This is a genomic window from Aquitalea sp. (genome assembly GCF_030150775.1).
Classification (GTDB): Bacteria; Pseudomonadota; Gammaproteobacteria; order Burkholderiales; family Chromobacteriaceae; genus Aquitalea; species Aquitalea denitrificans.
On sequence record NZ_JASLFG010000048.1, the window covers coordinates 1 to 16,990 of the forward strand.

17 protein-coding genes are annotated in these 16,990 nt (G+C 59.6%); 11 read left to right on the forward strand and 6 right to left on the reverse strand.

The genetic code is table 11. From position 1 onward, the window contains the following. The 9 genes from QVF59_RS16385 to QVF59_RS16425 all read left to right on the forward strand — a co-directional run. Positions 1-194 (forward strand): hypothetical protein (locus QVF59_RS16385; protein WP_287881321.1); only part of this gene is annotated, 194 nt, incomplete at its 5' end. Positions 195-364: 170 nt separating this feature from the next. After that, positions 365-2,152, forward strand: coding sequence for an extracellular solute-binding protein (locus QVF59_RS16390; RefSeq protein WP_287881322.1), 1,788 nt, complete (start codon positions 365-367; stop codon positions 2,150-2,152). A gap of 2 nt (positions 2,153-2,154) precedes the next feature. Continuing rightward, a complete protein-coding gene (locus tag QVF59_RS16395) occupies positions 2,155-3,204 on the forward strand; it encodes a microcin C ABC transporter permease YejB (protein WP_287881323.1) in 1,050 nt (349 codons plus the stop codon). After that, the gene (locus tag QVF59_RS16400) at positions 3,201-4,232 is read left to right on the forward strand and encodes an ABC transporter permease (RefSeq protein ID WP_159878628.1); all 1,032 of its coding nucleotides are present in this window, start codon (positions 3,201-3,203) and stop codon (positions 4,230-4,232) included. Before QVF59_RS16395 ends, QVF59_RS16400 begins: the two co-directional genes overlap by 4 nt. Position 4,233: 1 nt before the next feature. Beyond that, the gene (locus QVF59_RS16405) at positions 4,234-5,811 is read left to right on the forward strand and encodes an ABC transporter ATP-binding protein (protein ID WP_287881324.1); all 1,578 of its coding nucleotides are present in this window, start codon (positions 4,234-4,236) and stop codon (positions 5,809-5,811) included. A gap of 204 nt (positions 5,812-6,015) precedes the next feature. Then, on the forward strand, positions 6,016-6,342 hold the full coding sequence (gene trxA / locus QVF59_RS16410; RefSeq protein ID WP_045847065.1) for a thioredoxin TrxA: 327 nt from the start codon (positions 6,016-6,018) through the stop codon (positions 6,340-6,342). Between the two features lie 121 nt (positions 6,343-6,463). Then, a complete protein-coding gene (gene rho, locus QVF59_RS16415; protein WP_103522856.1) occupies positions 6,464-7,720 on the forward strand; it encodes a transcription termination factor Rho in 1,257 nt (418 codons plus the stop codon). Positions 7,721-7,817: 97 nt separating this feature from the next. Then, the gene (locus tag QVF59_RS16420; protein ID WP_287881330.1) at positions 7,818-8,462 is read left to right on the forward strand and encodes a trimeric intracellular cation channel family protein; all 645 of its coding nucleotides are present in this window, start codon (positions 7,818-7,820) and stop codon (positions 8,460-8,462) included. Positions 8,463-8,467: 5 nt separating this feature from the next. After that, complete coding sequence (locus tag QVF59_RS16425) at positions 8,468-9,073, forward strand: CoA pyrophosphatase (protein WP_287881325.1); 606 nt, start codon at positions 8,468-8,470, stop codon at positions 9,071-9,073. A 12-nt stretch (positions 9,074-9,085) separates the two neighbouring features. Here QVF59_RS16425 and QVF59_RS16430 read toward each other — a convergent pair whose 3' ends face one another. Further along, entirely contained in the window at positions 9,086-10,972 is a 1,887-nt protein-coding gene (locus QVF59_RS16430) for a sensor domain-containing diguanylate cyclase (protein WP_159878622.1), read from the reverse strand. Positions 10,973-11,080: 108 nt separating this feature from the next. Next, positions 11,081-11,923, reverse strand: coding sequence for a carboxylating nicotinate-nucleotide diphosphorylase (nadC, locus tag QVF59_RS16435; protein ID WP_159878620.1), 843 nt, complete (start codon positions 11,921-11,923; stop codon positions 11,081-11,083). A 107-nt stretch (positions 11,924-12,030) separates the two neighbouring features. Here nadC and QVF59_RS16440 point away from each other — a divergent pair, with 107 nt between their 5' ends. Both QVF59_RS16440 and QVF59_RS16445 read left to right on the forward strand, forming a co-directional pair. Then, positions 12,031-12,702: an energy-coupling factor ABC transporter permease gene (locus QVF59_RS16440; protein WP_287881326.1), complete on the forward strand. Its 672-nt coding sequence runs from the start codon at positions 12,031-12,033 to the stop codon at positions 12,700-12,702. A gap of 42 nt (positions 12,703-12,744) precedes the next feature. Next, positions 12,745-13,125: an MAPEG family protein gene (locus QVF59_RS16445; RefSeq protein WP_287881327.1), complete on the forward strand. Its 381-nt coding sequence runs from the start codon at positions 12,745-12,747 to the stop codon at positions 13,123-13,125. A gap of 5 nt (positions 13,126-13,130) precedes the next feature. Here QVF59_RS16445 and QVF59_RS16450 read toward each other — a convergent pair whose 3' ends face one another. The 4 genes from QVF59_RS16450 to QVF59_RS16465 form a co-directional block, all read right to left on the reverse strand. Continuing rightward, positions 13,131-13,754, reverse strand: a complete 624-nt coding sequence (locus tag QVF59_RS16450) for an HAD family hydrolase (protein ID WP_287881328.1) — start codon at positions 13,752-13,754, stop codon at positions 13,131-13,133. A 25-nt stretch (positions 13,755-13,779) separates the two neighbouring features. Beyond that, entirely contained in the window at positions 13,780-14,805 is a 1,026-nt protein-coding gene (gene murB, locus QVF59_RS16455) for a UDP-N-acetylmuramate dehydrogenase (RefSeq protein WP_287881331.1), read from the reverse strand. 2 nt (positions 14,806-14,807) lie between these two features. Continuing rightward, positions 14,808-16,205 carry an MATE family efflux transporter gene (locus QVF59_RS16460; RefSeq protein WP_287881329.1) on the reverse strand — a complete coding sequence of 466 codons (1,398 nt, stop codon included), beginning with the start codon at positions 16,203-16,205 and terminating at the stop codon, positions 14,808-14,810. A gap of 147 nt (positions 16,206-16,352) precedes the next feature. After that, entirely contained in the window at positions 16,353-16,655 is a 303-nt protein-coding gene (locus QVF59_RS16465) for a hypothetical protein (RefSeq protein ID WP_045847073.1), read from the reverse strand. Positions 16,656-16,990 lie beyond the last annotated feature (335 nt).

The window sequence follows — 16,990 nt, forward strand, 5'->3', positions numbered from 1 at the left end:
GAGCGGTTGGAGATCATGCCGGTAATCAGAATTTTTTTGCCTTGCAGAAAGCCCATTTGGAGTCCTTCTTGGTAGAAACAGGGGGGCATTATACCCAAGCCTGCGCTACGCTGTCGTGGGGATTGTCCTACAGCCTGCCTTCAGGACTCGGCAGGTGCTCGGAAAAAGGTTTATATCGTGGTAACAAGCGGTAAAACGGCATCGGACTTCATTCCGTCACCATGCAGAAACAGGCTATTCTAGCCACGATGAGTCTTAATACCCTGTCGCTGCAGCACCGGGTGCAAGGCACCGGCCTGTCCTGACAGGGATAAAAGCCATAATGATAAGCTAGTCATGATCAATTCGTAAGCCGTACAACAAGATGAAACACTTACATTGGCTAGGGGTGATGCTGCTGCTATGGGCGGGCAGCAGCATGGCTGCGCCGTCTCAGGCGCTGGGCTATGCGCCGAAATACGCGGCAGGCTTTACACATTTTGACTATGTCAATCCGGCGGCACCCAAGGGTGGACGGCTGATGCTGTCGGCACAGGGAGGTTTTGACACACTCAATCCCTTTTCCCTCAAGGGCGACAAGGCGGACGGTATCGAGGCGCTGACGCTGGAAACCCTGGGGGTGAGCAGCGAGGACGAACCCTACAGCTGCTACGGCCTGCTGGCCGACGATATGCAGCTGGCGGCGGACAAGCTGTCGATGCGCTTTCACCTCAACCCGCTGGCCCGTTTTGCCAATGGCCGGTCGGTGCAGGCCGCCGATGTGGTGGCTTCCTTCAATACCCTCACCCGCGACCGCAGCGCCGCCCCGCTGTATCGGCTGTACTGGGCCGATGTGAAGCAGGTGGTGGCGCTGGATGCAGCCACGATCCGTTTTGACTTCAAGCGCAGAAATTCCGAACTGCACATGATTCTGTGCCAGTTGCCGGTGTTTTCCCGGCAGTGGATTCCCGCCGGCAAGACACTGGCCGACATGGTGCTGGTGCCGCCCGTCGGTTCCGGCCCTTATGTGCTGAGCCAATACCAGTTGGGCAAGAACATCCGTTTTAGCCGCAATCTGCATTACTGGGCGGCCAATTTGCCGGTACGCCGCGGCATGTTCAATTTTGACGAAGTCGGCTACCGCTATTACCAGGACGAAACCGCCCGGCTGGAGGCTTTCAAGGCCGGCGAGTTCGATGTATCAGCCGAGAACATGGCCAAGCAGTGGGCGCGTTCGTATATCGGCCCCAAGTTTGATGATGGCCGCATCGTCAAGAAAGTGCTGCCGCATCAGCGCAGTGCCGGCATGCAGGGCTTTGTGTTCAATGTGCGGCGGCCACAGTTTGCCGACAAGCGCCTGCGGCAGGCCATCAGCCTGGCCTTTGACTTCGAATGGGCCAACCGCAACCTGTTTTACGGCCAGTACCGGCGCAGCAACAGCTTCTTCACCAATAGCGAGATGGCTGCCAGCGGTTTGCCGGGGCCAGACGAGCTGAAACTGCTGGAGCCGATCCGGGAAAAGCTGGACCCGGCAGTGTTTGGCCTGCCGGTGGAGCCGCCGTTCACCGATGGCCGCTATGGCATCCGTCGCAATCTGCGCCAGGCACGCCAGCTGTTGTTTGAAGCCGGCTGGCGTTACGAGGGCGGCCAGCTGGTGGACCACATGGGCCGGCCCTTGCGCATCGAGTTCCTCACTTATTCCAAGGTATACGACCGCGTCGCCAGCGGCTGGCAGCAGAATCTGGCCAAGCTGGGCATTACGCTGAACGTGCGCGTGGTGGACCCGGCCATCTACCAGCGCCGGCTGAACGACTTCGACTACGACATGACCGTGGTGGTGTACGCCGCCGGCAACAGCCCGGGCAACGAGCAGCTGGATTTCCATAGCTGCCAGGCGGCACAGACGCCGGGTTCACAAAACTGGGCCGGCCTGTGCGACCCGGCAGTCGAGGCATTGTTACCAAACTTCATGCACTTTGCCGATCGCCAGCAACTGCTTGCCGCCAGCCATGCACTGGACCGGGTGCTGCGCGCCGGTTATTACCTGGTGCCCAACTGGAATCTGCCTTATCACCGCATGGCATGGTGGAACCGCTTTGGCCAGCCGGCCAAACTGCCGCTGTATTACAGCCCGACCACGTGGGCCATCGAAACCTGGTGGGAGAAAAAATAAGCATGTGGCGCTATATCCTGAAACGGTTGTTGCTGATGATTCCCACACTGATCGGCGTGCTGGCACTCACCTTTGCCATCATCCAGTTTGTGCCGGGTGGCCCGGTGGAGCAGATGGTGCAGCAACTGAGCCATGCTGGCGTGGCTGGTGAAACGGTGGCGGCTGCCGGTCCCATGCATAGCCGCGGCGGCTTGCAGCCGGAGGAGTTACAGGCGCTAAAACAGCTGTACGGTTTTGATCAGCCGCCCTTGCAACGTTTTGGGCATATGCTGGCCGGCTTTGCCCGGTTTGATCTGGGCGACAGCTTTTTCCATCACCAGTCGGTGGCGCAGCTGATTTTGTCCCGTTTGCCGGTATCAATGAGCATCGGCCTGTGGACCTTCTTCATCACCTATCTGTTGTGCATCCCGCTGGGCATTGCCAAGGCGGTGCGCGACGGCAGCCTGTTCGATCTGGCCAGCAGTACGGTGATTCTGTTGGGTTACGCCATTCCGGGCTTTGTACTGGGCGTGGCCTTGCTGGTGCTGTTTGGTGGTGGCAGTTTCTGGCAGTTGTTTCCGCTGCGCGGGCTGGTGAGCGACAACTGGGATAGCTTGAGCTGGCTGGACAAGGTGCTGGATTACCTGTGGCATATCGTGCTGCCGGTAACGGCCTCGGTGGTGGGTAATCTGGCGGTGATGACCATGCTGACCAAGAACGTGTTCCTAGAAGAAATCCGCCGCCAGTATGTCTATACCGCCCGTGCCAAGGGCCTGTCCGAGCGTACCATTCTCTACCGGCACGTGTTCCGCAATGCACTGATTCCACTGATTACCGGTTTTCCGGCCGCTTTCATCGGGGCTTTCTTCACCGGCAGCCTGCTGATTGAAACCCTGTTCTCGCTGGACGGGCTGGGTCTGCTGTCCTACGAGTCTGTCATGCGGCGCGATTACCCGGTGGTGATGGGCAGCCTGTATGTGTTCACCCTGCTGGGGCTGGTGGCCAAGCTGCTGTCCGATCTCAGCTATGTGCTGGTGGATCCGCGCGTCAGTTTCGACGGAGGGGAGCGATGAGCCACGCACCCAGCCTTACCCCTGGCCAGCGTGCCTGGCGGCGCTTCCGTCAGCACAAACGTGGTTTTTTCAGTCTGTGGCTGTTTCTGCTGCTGTTTGCGCTGTCACTGGGGGCCGAGCTGCTGTCCAACGACAAACCGCTGGTGGTGCGCTACCACGACCAGCTGTATTTCCCAGTGTTGTTTGATTACAAGGAAACCGAATTCGGTGGTGATTTCGATACCGCTACCGATTATCTGGACCCCTTCATCCAGGACCAGTTTGCCCGGCCAGGCAATTTTGCTGTCTATGCGATGAATCCTTACAGCTACAACACGGTGAACTACTTTGCCGACAATCCCAACCCGGCAGCACCGTCCTTCGATAATGTGCTGGGTACCGATGACCGTGGGCGCGATGTGCTGGCGCGGCTGATCTACGGCTTTCGGGTGTCGGTGCTGTTTGCGCTGGCGCTTACCCTGTCCGGCACTGTGCTGGGCGTGTTGTTTGGTGCACTGCAGGGTTTTTTTGGCGGCAAGTTTGACCTGGTGGTGCAGCGTCTGCTGGAGGTCTGGGGCAGCCTGCCCGAGCTTTACCTGTTGATCATCCTGGCCTCGCTGTTCAAGCCCGGCTTGTGGCTGCTCCTGCTGCTGCTCACCCTGTTTGGCTGGATGGGCCTGGCCGATTATGTGCGGGCCGAATTCCTGCGCAACCGCCAGATGGAATATGTGCTGGCGGCGCGGGCTACCGGCCTGAACAGCTGGCAGATCATGTGGCGGCATGTGCTGCCCAACAGCCTGACACCGGTGTTGGCCTTTCTGCCATTCCGGGTGAGCGGGGCGATTCTGGCGCTCACCAGCCTGGATTTTCTCGGTCTGGGTGTGCCATCTTCCACGCCCAGCCTGGGCGAGCTGCTGGCACAGGGCAAGGATAATCTGGATGCCTGGTGGATTGCTCTGCCTACCTTTGCAGTACTGACCACCACCTTGCTGCTGCTGATTTTCATTGGCGAGGGCCTGCGCGCCGCGCTGGACACCCGGAAAGGCTGAGATGGAAACCCTGTTGACCGTTGCCGCGCTGAATGCTCACTTTGGCAGTCAGCAAGTGCTGTCCTCAGTAGGCTTCAGCGTGGCTGCCGGCGAAAAGGTGGCGCTGGTGGGCGAGTCCGGCTCGGGTAAGACCGTCACCGCCCAGGCCCTGTTGCAATTGAACCCGGATGTACGATTGAGCGGTTCTGTACGTATGGCCGGCGAGGAGCTGCTGGGAGCCGGAGAGGCCCGCCTGCGTCAGATCCGTGGTCGTGATATCGCCATGATCTTTCAGGAGCCGATGCATGCACTCAATCCGCTGTTCACCATTGGCCGGCAGATTGGCGAAACCCTCACCCTGCACCTGGGGCTGACGGCGCGCGAAGCCCGTGCCGAGGCCATCCGCTTGCTGCTGCGCACCGGCATTACTGATGCGGCGGAAAAAGTGGACAGCTATCCCTTTCAGCTGTCCGGTGGCCAGCGTCAGCGCGCAATGATTGCCATGGCCCTGGCCTGTCAGCCACGCTTGCTGATTGCCGATGAACCGACCACTGCACTGGATGTGACGGTACAGGCACAAATCCTGCAACTACTGGATGAACTGCAACAGGAACTGGGCATGGCGGTGTTGTTCATCACCCACGATCTGAACCTGGTACGGCGCTTTGCCGACAAAGTGGTGGTGATGCGTGGAGGTCTGGTGGTGGAAAGCGGCAAGGTGTCACAGGTTTTCAATCATCCGGCCCACCCTTATACCGCCGAACTGCTGGCCAGCAGGCCAGGCATCCTGGACGATGATGCGCAGGAGCCGGCTGCGGTGCCGCTACGGCTGCAGGCCAGTGACATCACCGTCAGCTATCACCGTAAGGCAGGCTGGTTCAGCCAGCGGCTGGTGCCGGTAGTGCAGCATGTATCACTGGATGTTCCGGCCGGGCAAACGCTGGGCATTGTCGGTGAGTCCGGTTCCGGCAAGACCACGCTGGGCCTCGCATTGCTGCGCCTCTTGCCCAGTCAAGGCGAGATCAGGCTGGACGACATGGCACTGCACGACTTGCGTGGCCGTCGCCTGCGCCATGCGCGCAAGGACTTTCAGGTGGTATTCCAGGACCCGTTCTCCTCGCTGTCGCCTCGCATGACGGTGGCGCAGATCGTGTCTGAAGGCCTGGCGCTGCATCAGCCCCGGCTGAGTGCAGAACAGGTGCGCCAGCAGGTGATTGCCACTCTGGCCGAGGTCGGCCTGCATCATGACTTTATGGATCGCTACCCGCACGAATTTTCCGGCGGCCAGCGCCAGCGCATCGCCATTGCGCGTGCCCTGGTGCTCAAGCCGCGGCTGATCCTGCTGGACGAGCCAACCAGTGCGCTGGATGCCACACTGCAAAAGCAGGTGCTGCAACTATTGCGCAGCCTGCAGCGCAAGTATGGTCTCAGCTATTTGTTCATCAGCCACGATCTGGCCGTCATCCGGGCAGTGGCGCACCGGGTGCTGGTGTTGCAGGCGGGCAAGGTGGTGGAGCAGGGCATGACAGCACAGGTGTTTGACCATCCGCAGCAGCCTTACACCCGCCAATTGCTGGCGGCGGCCTTGCCTGCTACTTGAAAATGGCAGGGTCTGATCCCATTCTCAGTTGACCAGCCGCATTTATGCACGCATTTCCTGACGTGCCGACCGTATTGCCAGCCAGGGTGAACGCGGTCGGTCAGTGCCTCCGTCGCAACCAGACGGCGGTTGCCCCAAGGTCAGTCAATTGTTACCATCAACGGCTAACGACACTGCAAACCACCCCGAATACTAGAGGAAGCCATGAGCGATCTTATCCTGCACGTAACCGACGACTCCTTTGAACAAGACGTCCTGAAGGCCGATGTGCCGGTTCTGGTCGACTACTGGGCTGAATGGTGCGGTCCTTGCAAGATGATCGCCCCCATCCTGGATGAAGTGGCCAAGGAATACGCCGGTCGCCTGAAAGTTGCCAAGCTGAACATCGACCAGAACGAGCTGACCCCGCCAAAATTCGGCATCCGCGGCATCCCGACACTGATGATTTTCAAGGACGGCCAGGTTGCCGCCACCAAGGTGGGTGCACTGGCCAAGAGCCAGTTGGCCGCCTTCATTGACAGCCACATCTAAAGCGTCTATTCTCACCTGAACTTCTTCAAGCAGGCGGCACATCAGCCGCCTGTTTCGTATCCGCATCCACACCCCACGAACAGCGTTCTGCTCAATCTTTACGAGTCGACCAACGGCCGCTATGCATTTATCTGATCTCAAACACCTTCATGTATCCCAGCTCGTGGAAATGGCTATTTCCAACGAGATCGAGGGCGCTAATCGCCTGCGCAAGCAAGATCTTATCTTTGCGCTTCTGAAAAACCAGGCCAAAAAAGGCGAAAGCATCTTCGGTGAGGGCACCCTGGAAGTGCTGCCGGATGGTTTTGGTTTCCTGCGCAGCCCGGATACCTCGTATCTGGCCGGCCCGGATGACATCTATGTCAGCCCATCGCAGATCCGCCGTTTCAATCTGCACACCGGCGACTCCATCGAAGGCGAGATCCGCACCCCAAAAGATGGCGAACGCTATTTTGCGCTGGTGAAGGTGGACAAGGTCAACGGCGAGCCGCCAGAGAACTCCAAGCACAAGATCCTGTTTGAAAACCTCACGCCGCTGTTCCCGACCGAGCAGTTCAAGCTCGAACGTGACATCCGCAGCGAGGAAAACATCACCAGCCGCATCATTGATCTGATCGCTCCTATCGGCAAAGGCCAGCGCGCCTTGCTGGTGGCACCGCCGAAGTCCGGCAAAACGGTCATGTTGCAGCACATCGCCCATGCCATCACCACCAATCACCCGGAAGCGGTGATGATTGTGTTGCTGATTGACGAGCGTCCGGAAGAAGTGACCGAAATGCAGCGCTCGGTGAAGGGCGAGGTTGTGTCCTCCACCTTCGACGAGCCGGCTACCCGCCACGTGCAGGTGGCCGAAATGGTGATCGAAAAGGCCAAGCGCCTGGTCGAGCACAAGAAGGACGTAGTCATCCTGTTGGATTCGGTGACCCGTCTGGCTCGTGCCTATAACACCGTGGTGCCTGCTTCGGGCAAGGTGTTGACCGGTGGTGTGGACGCCAATGCACTGCAGCGCCCCAAGCGCTTCTTCGGTGCCGCGCGTAATGTGGAAGAAGGCGGTAGCCTCACCATCATCGCCACCGCGCTGATCGATACCGGCAGCCGTATGGACGATGTGATCTACGAAGAATTCAAGGGTACCGGCAACTGTGAAATCCATCTGGATCGTCGCATGGCGGAAAAGCGCATCTTCCCGGCACTGAACATCAACCGTTCCGGCACCCGTCGCGAAGAACTGCTGGTGCCGCAAGACCAGCTGCAACGCATCTGGGTGCTGCGCAAGCTGCTGTACCCGATGGACGATATCGAGGCAATGGAATTCCTGCAGGACAAGATCAAGGCCACCAAGTCCAATCTGGCCTTCTTCGACTCCATGCGCCGCTGACAGGTGGCAAGGACATGATCCCGCTTCCGGGATGTAATGGATGAACCCGACGCCGGACCTGAGCAGGTCTGGCGTTTTTCTTGGTATTACCCGCAAGATGGAATTCAGCAGTCGTTTTTTCCAGATGGAAGTCTTTTCCGCCATCGGCACCGTTGCCTTTGCCTTTTCCGGTTATCTGATCGGTGTACGCAAGCAGCTGGACTTGCTGGGCATCGTGGTGGTGGCGCTGCTTACCGCCATTGGTGGCGGTATTTTGCGTGATGTGCTGGTGGCGCGGGTGCCGCTGGTATTTTTCAATTACACCAGTCTGGCCATTATTGCGGCCACGCTGCTGCTGTCGGCATTGCTGCGGCTGCACCGCCGTCAGAGCCGTACGCTGGAGCGCCTGTTCATCATTGCAGATTCGCTGGGACTGGTGGCATTCAGCATTACCGGAGCCCAGGTTGGCCTGATGTATGACCTGAATGCCTTCGGCGTGGTGTTGCTGGGTTTCATTACTGCGGTGGGTGGCGGTGTGGTACGCGACATGATGGTAAATGACATTCCCTTCATCCTGCACAAGGATTTTTACGGCACCGTGTCCATACTGGTAGCTGGCGGCCTGTTTGTGCTGGACCAGCTGACCTGGATTACGAGCTGGCTGTTGCAGCTGCTGTTTGTGCTTGGTCTGGCCATTCGCCTGTTTGCACACTGGAGCGAGCTGGCCCTGCCCAAGATTGGCCCGCAATCAAAACAAGGATGACAGCCATGTGGCCGGCTGAAATGGTGGAGGCCCAGGCCTGGATACGCCAGCGTCTGGCAGGGTTCGAGTTTGATGGCCGTGCCGGGGACATCCCGTGGCGCGTGGCAGGTGCAAGGCAGCGACCGGCTGCAGTGCTGGTGCCTTTGGTATGGTATGACAGCGGGCCGACGGTGTTGCTGACACGACGCACCGAGTCACTGTCTACCCATGCCGGGCAGGTGAGCTTTCCCGGTGGCAAAGTGGATGCCGAGGACAGTTCGGTGATTGCAGCTGCCTTGCGCGAAGCGCAGGAGGAAATCGGGTTGTCGGCCGAGCAGGTGGTGGTACTGGGTACGCTGCCGGAATATGTCACCATTACCGATTTTGTGGTTACACCGGTGGTGGCCATGTTGCAGCCACCCTTGCTGCTGCGACCGGAGCCTGGCGAAGTGGCCGAGGTATTCGAGGTTCCGCTGTCTCTGGCTCTGGATGGCAGCCAATACCAGAAGCACAGCTATGTGCGTGATGGGGTCAGCGGCCAGTATCTGGCCATGCAATGGCAGCACTACACCATTTGGGGCGCAACGGCTGCCATGCTGCGGCTGCTGGCTCAGGCGCTGTCTGCCAGGTGATTCCGACCTGCTTTACTCGCTGTTGCCGTCGCTGAGCATCAGGTCGCGACCAGCCATCTTGGCTTGATACAGCAGCTTGTCGGCACGGTTTAGCATGCCTGACGGGCTGTCCCCCGGTCGCCAGTCGGTGATGCCGCCGCTGAAGGTAACCTTGTCATCGGTAAAGGGGAAGATGGTGCCGCCCAATACCTGCTGTACCCGGGCCATTACTTTTTCCGCATCCCGCAGGCGGGTGCTGGGGAAAATCACCAGGAATTCTTCGCCGCCGATGCGCGCACACACGTCCATGCTGCGCGTGCAGTCTATCAGCGCATTGGCGACGGCCAGCAGGACATTGTCCCCGGCCTGGTGGCCAAAACTGTCATTGAACTGCTTGAAGTGGTCGATATCAAACACGGCCACCGACATCGGCTGGCTGTAGCGTTCACAACGTTGTAGCTCTTCTTTCAGCACCTGATCGGCGTGACGGCGATTGCATAGCCGCGTTAGCGGATCGGTAATGGCCATTTCGTTGAGCAGACGGTTTTTCTCTTCCAGCTCGTTTTCCAGCGACTTGCGTTCTGAAATGTCATACAGGGCAATCAGTGCGGCGGGTATCTGCTGATGCGGCATCAGTTCAACCGACACAATCGCCCACAAGGTGCTCTGGTCTTCTCGTTGCAGTTCGGTTTCGCGATTGGATACTGCCTCACCGGCACGCAGCCAGTCGCCAACCGGGTTCAAGTGCAGCGGCAGGTCCAGAATGGCTGGCTGGCCATCACTGCGCTGCGGGGCAGAGGGTATTTGCAGCATTTCACGGGCCGGTGCGTTGGCACGCAGTATGCGCATGGTTTCGGTGGCAACCAGAATCAGGGCTACCGGGGCGGTGTCCAGGGTAAGCCTGGCCAGCTCTTCACTTTCGCGGATACGTGCGGCGCTGGCCGATAGCAGACGGTTCTGCCGGATATTGCCCAGGTGGCTGCGCAGGGTAATCAGCGTGAGTGCGGCGGTAAACAGCCAAGCCAGCACGGCCATGCTGGCCTTGTCATGATAGGCACGGGTAAAGTCGCGTTCGGCAATGCCCACCACCACGCGGAAAGGGAAGCCGCTCATCATGCGCGAGCTGTAAAGCCTTGGCTCCTGGTCCAGAATCGAATTGGCGCGAAACTGCAGATAGTTGTCGTGGCGTTCCAGTACTTCTGTACTTTGCAGCTCGTTGAGTGGCTGATCCGGATCGCTGGTCTGGGCAGGCCAGCTGGCCTGCAGAATCTGGCGCTGGTCCAGCACCAGGATTTCGCCGAAGCGCCCTACCGGCAGCTTGGCAACTTCGGCCTGGAAAAAGCGCTTGTCCAGCACGCCCACGACCATGCCGATGGTTTCGTCATCCTGATTCAGCAGTTTTTGTACCAGTACGATGCCACCCTGGGCCTGCTCCTGCCGGGTGGAGGTGAAACTGCTGTCCTGGCTGCCATTGCGGTGGTACCAGCGGCAGTAATCGGCCTTAAGCTGGGAAGACGGGCTGTGGTTCTGGCTGGAATACAGCACGTAGCAGGAGCTATCCAGGATGTCGATCTGCTTGAGGTAGGGCATCTGCCGCAGCTTGCCGTGCATCAGCAGATCAATGCGTTGCTGTTGCTCGGCATTCAGCAGGTGCTTGTTGAGCAGCAGTTGTACCAGATTGCTGTCGCTGGCGCTTTTCAGGATCAGGCTGGTTTCGCGCAGGCCCGAGGACAGGCGTTCTTCCAGCAGTTCGGACAAGCCGGCGGCCTGATTGCGTGCCTCGCTTTCGCCTTGCTGGCGCGTGCCGGCAAGGTCGAGTACGACCATCAGCAGCGTGCTGACCAGAAAGATGGCCGCCAGCCATTTGGCAAGCTTGCCCTTGTCCTTGAATTGCCTGCGCAAGATATGCTGTTCCCCCATTGCTCAATCGATGGCCTGTTGCTGTGGCCTCTGCCTTATCGGTATACCTTGTAAAATGACAAAAGGACAATGCGCCTTGCCCGTGGCGGCATTGTCCTTGCTGGTGGCTCAGTGCTGAAAGCGCATGGACAGGTCGATGGCCTGGATGTCCTTGGTGAGTTTGCCGATGGAAATGCGGTCGACACCGGTTTCGGCAATGGCGCGCACGGTTGCCATGTCCACGCCGCCGGAGGCTTCCAGCAAGGCCTTGCCGGCGCTGCGTTCCACTGCCTGGCGCATGTCGTCCAGCGACATATTGTCCAGCAGAATGAGTGTGGCACCGGCATCCAGTGCCTGCTGAAGCTCATCCAGGTTTTCCACTTCAATCTGCAGCGTCACGCCGGGTGGGATGATGCGGAATGCCTGTTCCAGCGCCTGGCGGATACCACCGGCAGCCATGATGTGGTTTTCCTTTATCAGGATTCCGTCATACAAACCGATGCGCTGGTTGTCGCCACCGCCGACGGTGACGGCGTATTTCTGTGCCAGGCGCAGACCGGGCAGGGTTTTGCGGGTATCGAGAATACGGGCACGGGTACCGGCCACCACATCGACATAGTGTCGGGTCTGGGTGGCCACGGCAGACAGGGTCTGCAGGAAATTCAGCGCAGAGCGTTCCGCTGTCAGCAAGGCGCGTGCCGGGCCGGTGATTTCGCACAGCACGGTGCCGGCGGCAATCTTGCGGCCTTCGCGCACCTGCCACAGCACGCTGCAGCGCTCATCTACCTGGCGGAAGCATTCCTCAAACCAGGCCTTGCCGCACAGCACGGCATCCTCGCGCAGCAGCACGGTGGCACTGCATTCTTCCGCCTGGTCAATCAACTGGGCGGTCCAGTCGGCCTGACCAATATCCTCAGCCAGCGCAATGCTGACCTGTTGGGCAATAAGATGGTTGGCTGGCTGCTTGCTCATGTCGGAACCCTGGCGGCAAAAGCGCTATTGTACCCAGCCGTGCTTATGCTGTGGGGCTTATCGTCGTAGTGGTATCATGCGCAACACCGTGTCGGGCTGGAGCATTCATGGATTTGCCTGCTGTGTTGTTTCCACCGTGGCTGCTGATTGTGACCATGGTGCTGTCCGGCCTGCTGCTGGGTTTTGCCACATCCCGGGTGGCTTGGCGCACACTGAATGCTGCCACCTGCAATGCGTGGATGGGGGCTTGCGTCTTGTTGCTGGGCTTGTGGCTGCTTAAGGGGGGACTCAGGCCTGGGCTGTCTTTTCACATGCTGGGTGCTACCATTCTGACCTTGCTGATGGGGCCCTGGCTGGCCATGCTGGCGATGGCCGTGGTGTTGTTGGCCCTGGTGGCTGGTGGGCATGGCGACTTGCTATCCGTCGGACTCAACTGGCTGTGTGGTGCCGCACTTCCGGTAGCCTTGAGTGCCGGTTTGCTGCAACTGGCCCGTCGTGGCCTGCCTACCCAGCTGTTTGTCTATGTTTTTATCAATGCCTTCATTGCAGGAGGGCTCAGCCTGTTTCTGAGCGGTGCTGCCGGCATGCTGGCGCTGGGCATGAACGCAGCCTATGGCTGGGATTACCTGCTGGACGAGGCCTTACCGTTTTATTTCCTGTTGTCGTGGTCGGAAGCGTTTACCAGTGGGCTGACCATCGCCATTCTGGTGGTGTACCGGCCGCAATGGGTCAGTACGTTTGATGACCAGGCTTACCTGGGGTCGGGCCCGCGTTTCTGATGGGTTCAGACTTGCCGGTTTTCCCTTTGCCAAGGAGTTCTCATGCCGTTTGCGCTGTGGAGTATCTTGCTGGCTTCTTTTTTGCCTTTGCTGTGGACGGCGCTGGCCAAGGCTGGTGCACCGTATGACAACCATCAGCCGCGTGTGGTGCTGGCGGGGGTCACCGGTTGGCGCCAGCGCGCCAACTGGGCGCAACAAAATGCCTGGGAAGCCTTTCCCAGCTATGCCGCAGCCATGTTGCTGGCCTGGATGATGAAGGTGCCAGCGGCCCGGCTGGACGTGCTGGCGGTGGTGTATGTGTTGCTGCGCCTGGGCCATGGCCTGTGTTACATCAGCGACAAGGCCACGCTGCGCTCACTGTGCTGGATGGGTGCTTATGCTGTAGTGGTGGTGCTGTTTGTCAGTGCCGCCGGGCTGTTCTGAATGTTTCAGTCCAGCAGGCCGTGAGCCTGCACCGCCTGTCGCACCGCGTCAAAGCCGACGGTGTGGCAGGCCTGCCAGCCTGCTTGCGTGGCACTGTGCACACATTCGATGTTGTCATCAAAAAAGATGATGTCGGCAGCATCTACCTGCAAGGCTTGCTGCACATGGTGGTAAACCGCCAGGTCCGGTTTGCGCAAGCCCATGTGGTGTGAGGCAAAGCAGGTTTCGAATAATGGCAGGATGTCGAACTGGCGCTCGATCTTGCCCCAGTGCAGCGCATTGTTATTGCTGAGTACAGCCAGCCGGTAGTGTGCTCCCAGTTGCTGCAGCAGCTCTCGCACGCCGGGGTAGGGGCCTTGCAGCCAGTCGTCCAGTGCTTGCTGCATGGCCGCAGTGCCCAGTCCCAGTTGCAGCCGTTCATCCATCAGCCGGGCGAACTCTTCCGGTGCCACCCGGCCGGTATCCAGCAGCGCCACCTCCGGCGTATGCATCCAGAATTGCCTGGCTTGTTCACGCTCCAGACGTCCTTGCGACACGGCCATCAGGGGGTCGATGCCGTTCCAGTCCACCAGTACGCCACCCAGATCGAAAACCAGTACCGGCCGTTTGCCGTGTCGTGTCGCTTGCATGTTTGTTTCCTGTGTCAGGCTGGTATTACAGGACCAGCGGTTCGGCTTCCAGTTCCACGCCGTAACGCTGGCGCACCGTGTCCTGCACATGGCGGGCCAGCGCCCACATCTGGCTGCCGCTGGCGGCACCGTGATTCACCAGCACCAGCGCCTGGCGCTCATGCACGGCGGCATCACCCTGGCGGTAGCCTTTCAGGCCAGCCTGATCAATCAGCCAGCCTGCTGCCAGTTTCACCTTGCCGGGCCCGGCCGGGTAGTGCGGCAGGGCTGGAAAGCGCTGCAACAGTTCGTCGGCCTGTGCCTGGCCGATTACCGGATTCTTGAAGAAGCTGCCGGCATTGCCCAGCTCGGCCGGGTTGGGCAGCTTGCTGGCCCGGATAGCCATCACCACATCGCTGACATCCAGTGGCGTGGCTTGGCTGATGCCACGTTTGTCCAGCTCCTGCTGGATGTCGCCATAGGCCGTCTTCAGTTGCGGCTGGCGTGACAGCCTGAAGCGCACGGCTGTCACCAGCAGGCGACCGGCGGCTTCGTGTTTGAAAACGCTGTCGCGGTAGGCAAAGCGGCAGTCGGTATTCTCCAGTACCACAGGAGTGCCATTGGCTTGCAGATCGGCACACACCACCTGGGCAATGCGGTCCTTCACTTCCACGCCGTAGGCACCGATATTCTGCACCGGACAGGCACCCACCGTGCCGGGAATCAGGCTGAGGTTTTCCAGCCCGTACCAGCCTTGTTGCAGGCAATAGCGCACAAAGTCATGCCAGTTTTCCCCGGCGGCGGCCTCCACCAGCAGGCTGTCGCCATGGTCTTCCAGCAGATGGATGCCACGCAGGGCCAGTTTGACCACCAGGCCCGGGTAGTCTTGCGTCAGCAAAAGATTGCTGCCGCCACCCAGCCACAGTACCGGACCTTGCTGGTAGTGTTTGTCGGCCAGCAGGGAAGGTAGCCGGGCCAGGTCGTCCAGTTGGCAGAAATGGGCGGCGCTGACATCCATGCCAAAGGTGTTATGGGGTTTGAGCGAAACTTGCGATTGAATGCACAGCGTCATCATCAGCTTTCTTGCAGGGTATGGTGGCGCAGCCGCAGGCGGCTTTCCCGCGCCAGATAGCTCACCAGCATCAGGGCGGCAATGCTCAGACTGATGACCAGTGCCAGCCAGAAACCGTAAATGCCCATGGGGGAGACCAGCCAGTCGGTGAGGCCCAGCGTGATGCCAAGCCCCAGTCCTATGCCCCAGAAGGCGGTAATGTGGATCACCATGGGAATGGTGGTCAGCTTGTAGCCGCGCAGTGCGCCGGAGGCAATGGTCTGGGCGGCATCGGTCAGCTGGAATACGGCAGCAAACAGCAGCAGGCTGGAGCCCATGGCAATGACTTGTGGATCCGGTGAATAGATGGCCATGATATCGCTGCGCAGCCACAGCACCAGCAGCATGGTGCACAGTGCGGTGGCCAGCCCCACCAGCAGGCCGACCCCGGCGACAAAGCGGGCCTGGTGATAATCACCGCCACCGGCGCGCTGTCCGACTCTTACGGTAAGGGCCGTGGAAATGCTTTGCGGCAGCATGTAGATGATGCTGGAAAAATTGAGCACCGATTGGTGGCTGGCCACCACCGTCATGCCCAGCTTGGCAATCAGCAGGGCGATAAAGGAAAACAGGCTGACTTCGACAAAGAAGGACAGGCCGATAGGCAGGCCCAGCTTGAGAAAGGCCCCGTAGCGCTTCCAGTGGGGCCAGCTCATCCGCCGCGTCAGGCCATAGGGGCGGAAATGGCGATGCCAGCAGATATAAGCCAGCAAGGTCAGACAGTTGAACCAGAACACGATGCCGGTGGCCCAGCCGCAACCGGCACCTCCCAGCCTGGGCAGGCCGTACAGGCCGTGAATCAGCGCGTAATTAAGCGGAATGTTGAGTGCCAGCGCAATCAGGCTGACCACCATGATCACCTTGGGCCGGTTCAGGCTGGAGGCATAGGCATGCAGGGCACGGTGCACCATGGCGGCGGGCATGCCCACGGCGGTGCCGGTGATGAACAGCATTACCTTGTCTTCCACGTCGGTTGGCAGTTGCAGCCACAGGCGCAAGGGATGCTCGGCCAGCAGCATGGCGGCGGCACCAAGCAGGCCGACAAACAGGCCGAACCAAATGCCCTGGCGGCCGGTTTCGCCAATCTGCTCTTTCTCACCGGCCCCCAACTGGTGGCTCAATACCGGATTGAGTGACGTCACCACGCCCATCAAGGTCACATAGACGGTGATGAAAATGCTGGCACCCAGCGAGACGGCTGCCAGATCGTCAGTACTGACCCGCCCGGCCATGACGGTATCGACAAAGCCGGTGGCCACCTGGGCCACCTGGGCAATCATCATCGGCAAGGCAAGGCGGACGATCTGTCTGGCTTCACCGGTAATGGCACCGGGCGCAGCGCTTTTGAGTTCCTGCAACATGGAGGCGGATCAATTTCGACAAGGTGGGCAAGCGCTCCATTATAAGGAGCGGCTGCCCGGCCTGTCTTGTGCAATGGCGACACCGCTGTTGCACTGGCTACGGCTCAGCCCTGACCGCTGCCTTGCCGGAACGCGCGCGGATTCGCTTCAGAAACGGACTGGGGTTTCGCGGCGCAAATCACAGCTGATGATCAGATGCTGGCCAAAGCGGCTGTTGATGTTCAGCGCATCCAGCAGGCCGACATCGTGAATGGTCAGCAAGCCGCTCTCGTCCAGCTGGCTGCTGTAGCCCAGCTGGTCAGCGTAGTTGATCAGGTCTTGCAGCGGCAGGGTGCTGTCGGCGGACAGCAAGGTGGCAGTCAGGCTGCCTTGAAGGGGGCGTTTTCTTCCCACGGCATCGTATACGGCAAAGGAAAAGTCGCTACAGCTGTCTTGCAGGCAATCGTACATGGTGAAACTCCATCGGGTATGGGTGGCGCTGTTGCGTGCCCGACCTTACCGTCAGGCGACGCTTTAGCAGGATTTTTGGGCGCCCTGCAAGTTGTCGATTAACTCGGCGCCGGTGTTCCGGACACAGCCCGGAACGGTAAAACTAAAACGGTAATACCTTCAACATGCCCGATGTCACACAGTGCGCGCACTATAAGACGGAAAAAGAAAAACCCGCCGGGCCAGAGAGCGCAGCGGGTTTTCCGACTCACGCTTTAGCTGGCATTTATAGTGCGCCCAGCAAGCTGTATCAAATCGGCGCATGGGAAAAGATTATTCCCGTCAGAAAAGCCTGT

What these genes read in the sequence shown, in the direction of transcription:
- QVF59_RS16390 (WP_287881322.1), top strand. Translation starts at nt 365, where the DNA reads ATGAAACACTTACATTGGCTAGGGGTGATGCTGCTGCTATGGGCGGGC.
- QVF59_RS16395 (WP_287881323.1), top strand. Translation starts at nt 2,155, where the DNA reads ATGTGGCGCTATATCCTGAAACGGTTGTTGCTGATGATTCCCACACTG.
- QVF59_RS16400 (WP_159878628.1), top strand. Translation starts at nt 3,201, where the DNA reads ATGAGCCACGCACCCAGCCTTACCCCTGGCCAGCGTGCCTGGCGGCGC.
- QVF59_RS16405 (WP_287881324.1), top strand. Translation starts at nt 4,234, where the DNA reads ATGGAAACCCTGTTGACCGTTGCCGCGCTGAATGCTCACTTTGGCAGT.
- trxA (WP_045847065.1), top strand. Translation starts at nt 6,016, where the DNA reads ATGAGCGATCTTATCCTGCACGTAACCGACGACTCCTTTGAACAAGAC.
- rho (WP_103522856.1), top strand. Translation starts at nt 6,464, where the DNA reads ATGCATTTATCTGATCTCAAACACCTTCATGTATCCCAGCTCGTGGAA.
- QVF59_RS16420 (WP_287881330.1), top strand. Translation starts at nt 7,818, where the DNA reads ATGGAATTCAGCAGTCGTTTTTTCCAGATGGAAGTCTTTTCCGCCATC.
- QVF59_RS16425 (WP_287881325.1), top strand. Translation starts at nt 8,468, where the DNA reads ATGTGGCCGGCTGAAATGGTGGAGGCCCAGGCCTGGATACGCCAGCGT.
- QVF59_RS16430 (WP_159878622.1), bottom strand. Translation starts at nt 10,972, where the DNA reads ATGGGGGAACAGCATATCTTGCGCAGGCAATTCAAGGACAAGGGCAAG.
- nadC (WP_159878620.1), bottom strand. Translation starts at nt 11,923, where the DNA reads ATGAGCAAGCAGCCAGCCAACCATCTTATTGCCCAACAGGTCAGCATT.
- QVF59_RS16440 (WP_287881326.1), top strand. Translation starts at nt 12,031, where the DNA reads ATGGATTTGCCTGCTGTGTTGTTTCCACCGTGGCTGCTGATTGTGACC.
- QVF59_RS16445 (WP_287881327.1), top strand. Translation starts at nt 12,745, where the DNA reads ATGCCGTTTGCGCTGTGGAGTATCTTGCTGGCTTCTTTTTTGCCTTTG.
- QVF59_RS16450 (WP_287881328.1), bottom strand. Translation starts at nt 13,754, where the DNA reads ATGCAAGCGACACGACACGGCAAACGGCCGGTACTGGTTTTCGATCTG.
- murB (WP_287881331.1), bottom strand. Translation starts at nt 14,805, where the DNA reads ATGACGCTGTGCATTCAATCGCAAGTTTCGCTCAAACCCCATAACACC.
- QVF59_RS16460 (WP_287881329.1), bottom strand. Translation starts at nt 16,205, where the DNA reads ATGTTGCAGGAACTCAAAAGCGCTGCGCCCGGTGCCATTACCGGTGAA.
- QVF59_RS16465 (WP_045847073.1), bottom strand. Translation starts at nt 16,655, where the DNA reads ATGTACGATTGCCTGCAAGACAGCTGTAGCGACTTTTCCTTTGCCGTA.